Raw genomic sequence first — 11,091 nt, 5'->3', positions numbered from 1 at the left:
AATCTGGCACGCCCGCCGTATTCCGTGGACCAGATACAAAAAATATTCCAGTTCCTTCACCGTCTCTCCGGGCCGAGCGGCCTCATCTCCCATTCGGAGTTCTTCCTGTACACCGCGAAGGACCGGGAAGCGGTCGAGGCGTGCCGCTCGCTGGACCACAAGTATCCCAGGATCACCTCGTGGATACGGGCGAGCAAAAAGGATTTCGATCTCGTGAAACAGATGCAGATCGAGGAGACGGGAATTCTCACCTCCGTATCGGACTATCACATATTTCTCAAGCTGAACAAGACGCGCAAAGAGGCGATGAACGACTATCTCGAAATCGTGTACGCGGCCCTCGAGAACAACATAATTCCGCGGCTCCACTTCGAGGACATCACGCGCGGGGACATTTACGGCTTCGTCGTTCCCTTCATTCAGAAACTCGTCCAGATCATGGAACAGGGCAAGCTGCCCGTAAAGGTCCGTCTCTGCGACACCATGGGCTACGGCGTGACCTATCCCATGGCGGGACTGCCGCGTTCTGTGCCCAGGCTCATTCGCGCGATCATCGACGAGGGCGGGTTTCCGGGCGAGTACCTTGAATGGCACGGACACAACGATTTCCACCGAGGCTTCACGAACGCGACCTATGCCTGGATGTACGGCTGTGAAACGGTGAATTCCACCCTCCTGGGTTTCGGTGAGCGGACCGGGAACACGCCGCTCGAGGCCATGGTCGTCGAGTACATCTCGCTCACCGGCGACGACGACGGCATCGACCTGACCGCCATCACCGACATGGCCCATTATTTCGAATCCATCGGCTTCCGCATCCCCGAAAATTATCCGTTCGTGGGAGCCGATTTCAACGTGACACGCGCCGGCATCCACGTGGACGGGCTCGTGAAGAACGAGGAAATCTACAACATATTCAATACCGAGAAGCTTCTGCGGCGCCCCATCGCGATCGCCATCACCGACAAGAGCGGGGCCGCCGGCATTTCCAAGTGGATCAACAGCCACCTGGGACTCATGGGGGAAAAGGCCGTCGGCAAGAAAGATCCCGGCATCATGCGCATCCACAAGGAGATTTTGAAGCAGTACGAGGCGGGACGGGAGACCTCGATGTCGAACGAAGAGCTCGAAAAACTCGCGCGCAAGCACCTCCCGCTCTATTTCATTTCCGAGTTCGACCGTATCAAGATGCGCGAGCAGAAATTCGCCGAGGCGCTGCTGCAAAAGTATCTCGATCACCCGGACATCAAGTCCATGAAGGCGGAAACGCAGGAGGAGGTGCTCGCCGAGCTCGTGAACAAGGACCCGTTCATCTGCTTCGCCTATGTGGTCGATACGCAGGGCGAGAAGATCACCCGTCACATCACGCAGATCGCGGACAAGTCCAAGTACGACAAGAACCTGATCGACACCAACTACGCCGACCGCGACTGGTTCATCCAGGTCATGAAGTCCGGCAAGATCTACGTGTCCGAAATCTATGTTTCAAAGATCATCAACATGCTCTCGATCACGGTATCGGGACCCATCACCGACGATGAAGACGAGATCATCGGCATCCTGGGGCTCGATATTCGTTTCGAGGATTTCGCGAAGATAGAGGAAGAAACGGACGTGGTCTGATATTCAGCGTCCGGAATGGAGCCGGAGCCATTCCAGCGATTCGGCGCGCAGGCGCTCAAGGTGGTCCGCGCGTGTGAGGTTGTGGTCGCCGCCCTTGATCTCGATGAGCTTTTTTTCTCCCGCAAGGGCGCGCATGAGCAGGGCGGCGTCCCCGAAATCCACCACGGCGTCATCCGTGCCGTGGATCACGAGCGTGGGCGCGTTTATCCGGCCGGCCTTTGCCTGCACGTCGATACCCGCGGCCTCCCTGAAAAATGAATTTTTTATCGGAACCCCGTCGATTGCCGTCATCCCCTCCGCGGGGAGGTCGCGGATCGCGAGGCCTGTGTCTTTTTGAAGAAGCTCCCCGAGCCTCACGGGCGTGGCGATGCAGACCAGGCTCCTGATCCCCGCGCCGGTTTCGGACGCGCAGAGCAGCGCAACGACGCCGCCCATGCTCGATCCCATGAGGTGCAGTTCCTCGATGCCCCGATCCCGCATGAAGCCGGCGGCCGCGCGCAGGTCCTCGACCTCCTGTAAAATCGAAAAATCGGGGAATATCCCCGGCGTGCAAATGAAGGAAAAATCGAAGGCGAGAACGTTGAAGCCGGCGGCGGCGAACGAAGGGGCCATGGACACGATCTTCGTCGCGTCCTTCGAGGAATAAAACCCGTGTGAAAAAATGAGCGCGCTCGTGGAAGGCGTCGGGGGCAGATATATCCGTCCCGGGAGGACCTGGCCCTTGTTATTCGAAAATGATATCTCCTCCGCCGGCGGAACCCCCATCGATCAGTTCCGCTGGAGCCTTATCTCGGGCTCGAAATAGCCCTCGGAATTATTTCCATCGATAATCACGCGCACGGGGTAAAGGGACATCTCGGCTCCCCTGCCGCTCCCGTTCACGCTCGCGCCAAACAGGAAGTATGTCGAGGCCACCTTCTGAAAGCCGCCCGCGAGATCCGGGGAGGATGGGTTCATGTCGTCCTTCATCTCGTAGACGTTCACCCTGACCCTTGAATCCTCCTCGCTCGTGTACACCCCCTTGAACACCACCGCGTGATTTCCCAGGTAGACCATTATCACCGTCCGGTAATCCGGAAAAAAATGAAACGCATACCCGTAGTTGCCCCTGTACATGAGCTGCCACGATCCGAACACCGAATCGAGCTTGAGCGTGTCCGCCTGCGCGCCCAGCGCCATGAAGAGAATCAATACCACCACTATACGTCGCATACCCTGTCTCCGTTTACCCGATTCGGGCCACACGCTAGCACGCGCATGAATCCCGTAAATAAAAAATTGCCCGTTCCCCGGCCCGCGCGCAGGTTAAAAAATCGTTGATTATTGTGGTTAAAATATACAATAAATGTATTCGATTGCCACATTCTGCAACGGGTTCCGGAGGGGTTCAAGATGGGTGTCCGATTCGCTTCCAGAGCATCAGCATGCCTGCTGCTCATTTTCATGCTTTTCCGGTGCGGCGCTTCCCGCTCTTCACTGCCGCGCATTGAAGCACGGGGCCTCTGGATCGATACCATAAAAGTCGTGGGTCCAGCGGACGCGCCGGGGCAGGGGGTGCCCCTGCGCATCTACATTCCCCGCACCCTGAGCGAAACCGGCGAACGCCGTACGCTTATCGCGCTCCACGGCTATCGCGGCAATTTCACCGAGTGGGGCGCCAACACCGAAATACAGAAATTCGCCGAGGAGTTCGGCATCGCCATCGTATGTCCCGACATGGGTGCGACCCTTTACGAAACCAGGTATTATCCCGAGACCCAGGTAAAATGGAACCCGCAGCCCGGGGGAAGCTGGATAACGGCCGTGCTCCTCCCCTTTCTCAGGGAAAACTACGGACTCGCGCGCTCGAGGTCGCACACCGGCATCATGGGCGTGTCGACGGGCGGGCGCGGGGCGCTTCTTATGGCAAGCCTGCACCCTGACCTGTTCCAGTCTGCCGCGGGCATCTCCGGCTACTATGACACCTCGGTGATGACGGGCAACCCGCTGCTCCCGACCGTGTATGGACCCTACGCCGGTTTCAAGGAACGATGGGAAAAGGACGACAACATCATGGAGCTTGCCGCGAATCTCGCCGATACGCCGGTGTACCTGGCGCATGGATTCAAGGACAGGGATATACCCATTGAGCAGTCCCAACTCCTGGGCATGAAAATCAGGCAGCTTCGAAAGCAGAGCCCCGGGAAATTCCCGCTGGAATTCCAGGAGCTCCCCCAAATGTCGCACGGATGGGTGTACTGGCGCCTTATGACCGGCGACGTGCTTTCCTTCTTCGACAAAACACTCGCCCGATGATTACCGCGGGTGTCGATATCGGATCCATCACCACCAAGGCGGCTCTTCTCGACGACGGGAAGCTGCTCGGGACCAGGGTGGGCTTCACAGGCTACCACGCGGAATCGGCGGGAGCAAAGGTGTATGACGAGCTTCTGCGCGATCTCGGGCTGGAACGGGGTGCCGTTGCGCGCCTGATCTCGACCGGCTACGGGCGCAACGCCCTCAAGATCGCGGATACCTCGGTGACCGAGATCACCTGCCATGCGGCCGGCGCCCACTACCTGGACCCGAACATCAGGTCCATCATCGATATCGGCGGACAGGACAGCAAGGCGATCGCGCTCGACGAGCGCGGGAAGGTGAGGGATTTCACCATGAACGATAAATGCGCCGCGGGCACGGGGCGCTTTCTCGAGGTGATGGCGCGCGCCCTGGAGGTAGATCTTGACGAGTTCGGGGCCCTGTCCCTGGAATCCAGGGAGCCTTCTAAAATAAGCAATCTGTGCACGGTATTCGCGGAATCTGAAGTGATTTCGTTAATCTCCCGCGGCGAGGCCCGAAACGATATCATCGCGGGAATTCATGAGTCGATCGCCGCGCGCGTCGTTTCCATGGCGCGCCGGGTGGGCGTTACGGAGCCCCTGATGATGACGGGGGGTGTGGCGAAGAACCTGGGCGTGGCACGAGCCCTGGAAAAAAAGCTGGGCTTCCCGATCGTGATATCCCGGTTCGCCCAGGAGAACGGCGCGATCGGCGCCGCGGTGATCGCCGCCGGTTAAGACGGCGGCTGTTTCCTGCCCTTGAAAAGGCGCTCCCAGAAGCCAAGCTCCTCGTCGCTGAGCACGGGATTTTCATCCTTTTCCGGTGTCCGCTCTTCGATCCATTTCCGGACGGTCTTGTTCATGTGCTCCGCGAACTCCTCGCTCGACTGCACCTTGGCGCGGTACCGCGTCACGTACCCGATAATATCCTTGTCCGAGGTCACCACGGTGATCATCCGCGGATTCGGGTCCTTCTTCACGAATTGCTTGATCAGGAAATCCGCCGAGTATTCCAGCGAGTAATAGACGTCGATCGAGCCGAACCGCTCGCTTTTGATCTCCAGCGCCTTCTCCTTTTTCCCGTCGAACACCACGATCACCTTCGCGCTCGTGATCTTCATGTATTCCTTTAATTTCCGGAGCAGGCCCAGCCTGGCTTCGTAGAGCATATGCTCGTACATAAGGCTTTCCAGGTCCGGGAACTTGTAGATCAGGTTGAAACCGTCGACAAGGTAGGCCATTGTTTCACGACGGCGATTTAACGAATTTTTCGATGCGCTTCATCGCCTCGGCGATGTTCTCCATCGAAGTCGCGAAGGAACACCGTATGTGCCCCTCCCCGGGGGCCCCAAACACCGATCCCGGCACCACGGCCACTTTTTCGGCCTTCAGGAGTCTCATCGCGAATTCCTCCGAATCGAGCCCCGTGGACGAGATCTTCGGGAAAACGTAAAACGCCCCCTCCGGGAAAAGGCACGGCAGCCCGATTTCGTTGAAGCGGTGCGCGATGAAATTCCGCCGGCGGGTATACTCTGCGCCCATGCGCGCCACGTCCTTTGACGCCTTTTCCAGCGCCTCGATACCCGCGTACTGTGAGAGCGACGGCGCGCAGAGGGCCGTGTACTGGTGGATCTTGAGCATTACGTCGATGAAGTATTTCGGCGCAGCCACGTACCCCAGGCGCCACCCCGTCATCGCGTACGATTTCGAGAAGCCGTTCAGGTACACGGTACGCTCTTTCATGCCGGGCAGGGACGCGATCGAAAGGTGTTTTTTCGCGTAAATTATGGAAGAGTAGATTTCATCGGAAAGCACGATAAGGTTGTGCCGAATCGCCAGCGCCGCGATCTCCTGGAGCGTTTCCAGCCCCATGCTCGCCCCGGTGGGATTCGCGGGATAATTGAGCAGTATCGCTTTCGTTTTCGGGGTGATGGCTTTTTTCAGGCGCTCCGTGTTTACGCGAAACTCCTCTTCAAACAACGCGGGCACCTTGACCGCGACCCCGTGCGACAGCGAAATCGTGGACGCATACGAGACGTAGCAGGGCTCGAAAATGATAACCTCGTCCCCCGGGTTCACCAGGGTGCGTAGCGCGATGTCCAGCCCCTGCGAAACGCCCATGGTGACGACGATTTCCGTCTCGGGATCGTACCCGGCGCCAAGCCCGGTTTCAAGGGTTTCGGCGATCAGGGTGCGCAATTCCAGGAGGCCCCGGTTGGAGGTATAATGCGTGTTTCCATCCCGTATTGCCAGGATTCCCGTATCGGAAATGCGCCAGGGCGTGACGAAATCCGGCTCGCCCACGCCCAGGGAAATGCAATCGGGCATGGAATATACAATGTCGAAAAATTTGCGAATCCCCGACGGGGGGATCGCCTTCGCCGCTTCCGCGAGCTGTGATTCGGGGCTGTTCTTGTGTACCAATGAGAGTTTCACGCGCGTTTTCCTTTCCTGTTCATCCGGTTGATTTCGCTCGAACCGGGTACTACAGGGATCGGCCTAATAATTCAATCATTATTTTTACCGGAGTGCACCATACAGGAGGATGAAGATGATGAACGAGGCGAGCACGACCAGGAAGAGGGCGAGCATCTTTAATTGTCTCAGTATCAACGCCGCCGCGAGGATCGCCGCTACGGCGATCCCCGTCGACAATCCCGAATAGTGGTGAACAAGGTCTCTCAGTGCATCCATGCGGCCTCACTTGGGGATTTTCTTGTAATCTTCAAGAAACCGCGCCACGCCCGCGTCCGTGAGGGGATGCTTGACGATGCTTTCAAATACGGAAAAAGGAATCGTTGCGATGTGAGCGCCCATAAGGGCGGCGTACTTAATATGCAGCGGATTGCGGATTGAAGCGACGATCACCTCGGTATCGAACGCGTAGTTGTCGAAAATGGTGATGATCTCCTCGATGACGTCCATCCCCTCCGCGGCGATGTCGTCCAGCCTGCCCACGAACGGGGAGACGTAGGTAGCCCCGGCCTTCGCCGCCATGAGCGCCTGGAGCGCCGAAAAACAGAGGGTTACGTTGGTCTTTATATTCTCCGCGGTAAGTATCTTGACCGCCTTGAGACCCTCCTTGATGAGCGGAATCTTAATAACGACGTTGTCTCCCAGCTTCGCGAGTTGCCTCGCCTCCGTGAGCATGCCCTCGCACTCAACCGAAATAACCTCGGCGGAGACGGGACCGGGAACCTCCTTGACGATCTCGGTCAGCACTTCCACGTAGGGCCGTTTGACCTTCGCAACCAGGGAGGGATTGGTGGTGACCCCGTCCAGGACCCCGTATTCCTTCGCCTTGCGGATTTCATTAATATCCGCCGTGTCGATAAAAAACTTCATGGTAATCCTCCTGTAACTCCGGTGGTAAATTTTCAGTACATGGGCTTGTAATCGAAATGGTGCTGCGCGGCGATAAAGCGAATGGTGCGGGTCTTTGAGCGCATGATAATCGAATGCGTCTGGGCGCCCCCCGAGAAAAAGTTCACCCCGGAAAGCAGCTCGCCGTTCGTGACACCCGTCGCCGCGAACACGATGTCGCCCCTGGTCAGGTCGCCCAGCGAGAATATGCGGTTGAGGTCGGTTTCGCCCGCGGCGCGAATCGCCTCGCGGTCCTCCTCGTTCCTGTAGATAAATCTCGCCTGCATGTCGCCGCCAAGGCACTTGATCGCGGCGGCGGCGATGACACCCTGCGTCGCGCCCCCGACCCCCATCAGGATATCGATAGGCTTGTCGATCATGGCCGCGGCGATCGCGCCCGAGATATCACCGTCGTTAATAAGCTTAATGCGGGCTCCCGTGCTCCTTATCCTTTCAATAAGTTCCGAATGTCTTTCACGATCGAGTACGCACACGGTGAGGTCTTCGATATACCTGTTTTTTGCCCTCGCCACCCGCTTGATATTGACCTCGGGCGACTGGGTAATATCGACGACCCCCTTCGCGTCCGCCCCGACGGCGATTTTTTCCATGTAGAGGGCCGGCGCCTTATAGATGCTTCCCTTCTCCCCCATGGCGATGCACGCTACCGCGTTGTTCCCGCCGTTCGCGCAGGTGGTTTTCCCGTCGAGCGCGTCCAGCGCAATATCGATCTCCGCGCCGGTTGCGTTTCCCACCCTGCTCCCGCCGGGCAGCGGGCTGCCCTCCCTGTCAAGGCCGCCCAGGATTATCGTCCCCTGGACCGAAATCGACGAAAATGCCTGCGCCATGGCGTCGATAGCCGAACGGTTGGCGCGTTCCGCGTCGCCCCGCCCCATCTGCCGTCCTGCATACAGGGCCGCCGCCTCGGTGACTCTCACTATTTCCAGTGCAAGGTTCCGGTCCAAGATTTCCCTCATATCCTCCGCAGAAGTATACCCCATTACCTGCTCCCTTTCAGGAGCAGGGAGTAAAGATTGATTTTTCTCGTCAGGTAATCAAGCGAATAATCATTCGCATGAACCGATCTGTTTTCGCGGCATTTTTCATACGCCTGTCTGATATTTTCCCAGGTTCGGGCGAGCTCTATCTGCCGCTTCTGTGCATTTTGCAGGGGAACGACGTAGAGCTTTTTGTTGAACAGACCCACGAATTGGGCTCCCACGGGATCGAACAGGATATCTTCGGCTTCAATCCCGAGGGTGCTGAATTTCCGTTCGCCGGTCACGTACATACAGGCCATGCCGTCCATCTGCATCGAGATTATTCCCGCGTAGTGGGAATACATTACGTTGGCGTTTAGAGAGCTTTCGAGGATCGAGGTCGATTTCATGCCGTCAAGCGAGAGCATGATCACGCCGTATCTCCCGGCGGCTCCCGTTCTGAACACCAGGGATTGCGGCCCAAGCCATGCGATTTCCGCTGCTGATGTTATTCCCTTAATGGCGGTACGCGTTCCATTTTGGACAAGCAGGGCATCGTACCCCCCGCCGCCCCCGCTCATTAAAAGCATCGCTCCCCGTCCGGGAGATGTCAGCGGAATGATGGGACCGGCAGGGGATGATATTTCACTATACCGTTTTTTTTCAAGGAGGACCTTTCTCACCCCCGTCGCAGGGAAGAACTCCTCCATGCCGCGGCTTGTTTCAAATACCACTGAATTTTCTTCACGCGGTATGTCAAAATCCATGAAAGGAAATTCCGACGGGAACGACGTCGTTTTCCCGGTCTTAAGATCGACGACGAGCATCTCGCTTGCCGGAATTCCGCGTGTACCCGTATCAAGGCGTTTGACCACCATGAAACCGCCTGTCGCGCACCGGGCGGCAGCAACCGTTCCCTTTATACGGGCGACCTCGGTTTTTTTGCCCGTACTCAAAGTATGCACCACTATCAGGTTTTGAGAAGAATCGGGAATTTCCTTAACATAACCCAGGGCGTCGCCGGATATCCAGCCGGCAAAGATCACCCCCGTATCGACCTCGGTCGCCCCTATGGCGGCATACATATCCAGCTTGAGCTGGATTATACGCGCCAGATCGACCGACGATTTCTTTATATAGAGGGCATCGAGATTGATGTCACGACCGATCCCGATCGAAGGAAATGCAAGGATAAGCGAAATTGCGCAAAGCCCGCCGACCAGCCTACTCCACCTTTTTATCTTTGATCTCAGTTTTTTCCTCATTCGGCTTGTCTGTCGCCTTCTTGGTTTCTTCTTTCGCGGGTTCCGCAGTCTTGCTCGCGTCCGCCTTCGGTTCTTCCTTCTTCGCTTCTTCCTTTTTCGGCTCCTCCTTCCCCGGTTCAACCTTCTTGGGAATGGACGGGATTATAAATTTCTGGCCCGGGAATATCAGGTCGGGGTCCTTAATCTGGTCCTTGTTCGCCTGGTAAATGAGGGGCCACAGCATGGGGTCCTGATACGCGTTTTGTGCGATCTTCCAAAGACAATCGCGGCTCGCCGGATTATACACGACGACGTACTCCGTCGCCTGGACGCCGGTCTGGACGTCGATTTTTTTATCGGGTGTCTTGTCCGCCTCTCCCGGTTTCTTCTCCGGCTCGACCTTCTTCTTGTCAAGCTCCGCCTGGACGCCTTTCTCGTCGGCGGCCTTCGTTTCTTCCCGCTTCTTGTCCACGGACGCGCCTATGGACGCAATGAGCGCTGCCGCCTCGTCGGCCTTCTGGAGCGACGCTTCGTACTGTTTCGTCGTTAAATCCTCGCGCCCCCTGGCCACCAGGCCCGCGGCCTTATCGATATCGGCACTGAAGGGTTCCTTTAAATCCGATTCGCCCAGTTTTTTCAGGCTTTTATCGGCGGCATCGAGCTTTTCCACGGCGACGCCCTGGTTTGTTTTATCCTTCGCGCTCGCCAGCAGGGATTCCGAATCCTTCACCTTCGCATGAGCTTCCTTTAAGGACTTGCTCTGGATATTGGTTTTGGCGTCGTTCAGGTGGGACAGGGTGGCGGCGATATCCTCCGCGGCGAATTCGTCACCCCTGTTTTTCTTGAGTTTGTCCGCTTCTGCCGCAAGGCTCTCTATCGCTTTTTCGAGCACGGGAACGCTCGCGAGCGCCTTGTCCCTGGCCTCGCCGGCCGGGACGGCCGCCTCCTTCGCTTTTTGGTATGATTCCCAGAACTTCTTTTCGCCCGCAAGGCTATCCGACTCCTTGATCATCGCGCTTGCCCTGGAGAATTCTTCCGGAGCGCTACGCTCGGCGTCGAGCTGTTCGGCCTCGGCGTAGACCTTCTTGACGCCGTCAAGCTCGTCTTTCGCGAGCGGCGGAAGGGACTTTTCGACGGCGTCCCGGCCCGCTTTCAATGAAAGCTCGGCCTCGGCCTTGGCCTTCTTCGCTTCCTTGTCCATAACCAGCGCATGGCTCCCCATGAGCTTGTCCTTTGCTGTTTTCAGGTCCTCGGGGGCGTATTTCTCGGCTTTCACCTCGGTCGCCCTGGTAATGGTGCTCTTTGCTTCCGACATTTCCCGGATCGGGACGTCCACATCGCACGCAAGGATGAACACCACAGAAGTGACGAGTGCCGCCATGGATGCAATTCGTATACGTGAATACCTGGTTCCGCTTTTCATAGGAATTCCCCTCGAAGCGCGAGTTTATGCAGTCTTCCGGAGAGTATTCCCGAACCCCATTTCTTTCAAGAAATTTTTAGCCTCCCAAAAGGTTTTGCCGAAGAGGATTATGCCCCATTTCGCGGGAGGGGCGCGCCTGC

General features: G+C 57.4%; 11 protein-coding genes. 3 read left to right on the top strand and 8 right to left on the bottom strand.

The features are described 5' to 3' along the window. On the top strand, window positions 1–1,623 hold a 1,623-nt coding region (locus tag EPN93_16040; GenBank protein TAL32465.1), incomplete at its 5' end, for a histone-lysine N-methyltransferase. A 3-nt stretch (window positions 1,624–1,626) separates the two neighbouring features. Here the strand turns inward: EPN93_16040 and EPN93_16035 are convergent. Together EPN93_16035 and EPN93_16030 are read right to left on the bottom strand one after the other, a co-directional pair. Then, window positions 1,627–2,388: an alpha/beta fold hydrolase gene (locus tag EPN93_16035; GenBank protein ID TAL32464.1), complete on the bottom strand. Its 762-nt coding sequence runs from the start codon at window positions 2,386–2,388 to the stop codon at window positions 1,627–1,629. A 3-nt stretch (window positions 2,389–2,391) separates the two neighbouring features. After that, window positions 2,392–2,835 (bottom strand): hypothetical protein, encoded by a 444-nt coding sequence (locus tag EPN93_16030; protein ID TAL32463.1) that lies wholly within the window; start codon window positions 2,833–2,835, stop codon window positions 2,392–2,394. Window positions 2,836–3,015: 180 nt separating this feature from the next. On the opposite strand from EPN93_16030, the gene EPN93_16025 reads away from it, so the two are divergent. Both EPN93_16025 and EPN93_16020 read left to right on the top strand, forming a co-directional pair. Continuing rightward, a complete protein-coding gene (locus tag EPN93_16025) occupies window positions 3,016–3,918 on the top strand; it encodes a hypothetical protein (GenBank protein TAL32462.1) in 903 nt (300 codons plus the stop codon). Further along, window positions 3,915–4,679, top strand: coding sequence for a 2-hydroxyglutaryl-CoA dehydratase (locus tag EPN93_16020; protein ID TAL32461.1), 765 nt, complete (start codon window positions 3,915–3,917; stop codon window positions 4,677–4,679). Before EPN93_16025 ends, EPN93_16020 begins: the two co-directional genes overlap by 4 nt. Here EPN93_16020 and EPN93_16015 read toward each other — a convergent pair. From EPN93_16015 to EPN93_15990, 6 genes are all read right to left on the bottom strand, one after another. Then, window positions 4,676–5,182: an RNA-binding protein gene (locus tag EPN93_16015; protein ID TAL32460.1), complete on the bottom strand. Its 507-nt coding sequence runs from the start codon at window positions 5,180–5,182 to the stop codon at window positions 4,676–4,678. The two genes, EPN93_16020 and EPN93_16015, sit on opposite strands and share 4 nt — an antisense overlap. A 4-nt stretch (window positions 5,183–5,186) precedes the next feature. Continuing rightward, window positions 5,187–6,269 (bottom strand): aminotransferase class I/II-fold pyridoxal phosphate-dependent enzyme, encoded by a 1,083-nt coding sequence (locus EPN93_16010; protein ID TAL32468.1) that lies wholly within the window; start codon window positions 6,267–6,269, stop codon window positions 5,187–5,189. A 372-nt stretch (window positions 6,270–6,641) separates the two neighbouring features. After that, window positions 6,642–7,286 carry a fructose-6-phosphate aldolase gene (gene fsa, locus EPN93_16005; protein TAL32459.1) on the bottom strand — a complete coding sequence of 215 codons (645 nt, stop codon included), beginning with the start codon at window positions 7,284–7,286 and terminating at the stop codon, window positions 6,642–6,644. Window positions 7,287–7,318: 32 nt separating this feature from the next. Further along, window positions 7,319–8,269 (bottom strand): class II fructose-bisphosphatase, encoded by a 951-nt coding sequence (gene glpX, locus EPN93_16000; protein ID TAL32467.1) that lies wholly within the window; start codon window positions 8,267–8,269, stop codon window positions 7,319–7,321. A 35-nt stretch (window positions 8,270–8,304) separates the two neighbouring features. Next, entirely contained in the window at window positions 8,305–9,549 is a 1,245-nt protein-coding gene (locus EPN93_15995; GenBank protein ID TAL32458.1) for a hypothetical protein, read from the bottom strand. After that, window positions 9,509–10,951, bottom strand: a complete 1,443-nt coding sequence (locus EPN93_15990) for a DUF4398 domain-containing protein (GenBank protein ID TAL32457.1) — start codon at window positions 10,949–10,951, stop codon at window positions 9,509–9,511. Before EPN93_15990 ends, EPN93_15995 begins: the two co-directional genes overlap by 41 nt. Between the last annotated feature and the right edge of the window lie 140 nt (window positions 10,952–11,091).

Source organism: Spirochaetota bacterium (assembly GCA_004297825.1).
Classification (GTDB): domain Bacteria; phylum Spirochaetota; class UBA4802; order UBA4802; family UBA5368; genus FW300-bin19.
This window is presented reverse-complemented; position numbering and strand designations above follow the sequence as displayed.

Coding starts and splice junctions, on each gene's coding strand:
- EPN93_16035 (TAL32464.1), bottom strand. CDS start 2,388: ATGGGGGTTCCGCCGGCGGAGGAGATATCATTTTCGAATAACAAGGGC.
- EPN93_16030 (TAL32463.1), bottom strand. CDS start 2,835: ATGCGACGTATAGTGGTGGTATTGATTCTCTTCATGGCGCTGGGCGCG.
- EPN93_16025 (TAL32462.1), top strand. CDS start 3,016: ATGGGTGTCCGATTCGCTTCCAGAGCATCAGCATGCCTGCTGCTCATT.
- EPN93_16020 (TAL32461.1), top strand. CDS start 3,915: ATGATTACCGCGGGTGTCGATATCGGATCCATCACCACCAAGGCGGCT.
- EPN93_16015 (TAL32460.1), bottom strand. CDS start 5,182: ATGGCCTACCTTGTCGACGGTTTCAACCTGATCTACAAGTTCCCGGAC.
- EPN93_16010 (TAL32468.1), bottom strand. CDS start 6,269: ATGCCCGATTGCATTTCCCTGGGCGTGGGCGAGCCGGATTTCGTCACG.
- fsa (TAL32459.1), bottom strand. CDS start 7,286: ATGAAGTTTTTTATCGACACGGCGGATATTAATGAAATCCGCAAGGCG.
- EPN93_15995 (TAL32458.1), bottom strand. CDS start 9,549: ATGAGGAAAAAACTGAGATCAAAGATAAAAAGGTGGAGTAGGCTGGTC.
- EPN93_15990 (TAL32457.1), bottom strand. CDS start 10,951: ATGAAAAGCGGAACCAGGTATTCACGTATACGAATTGCATCCATGGCG.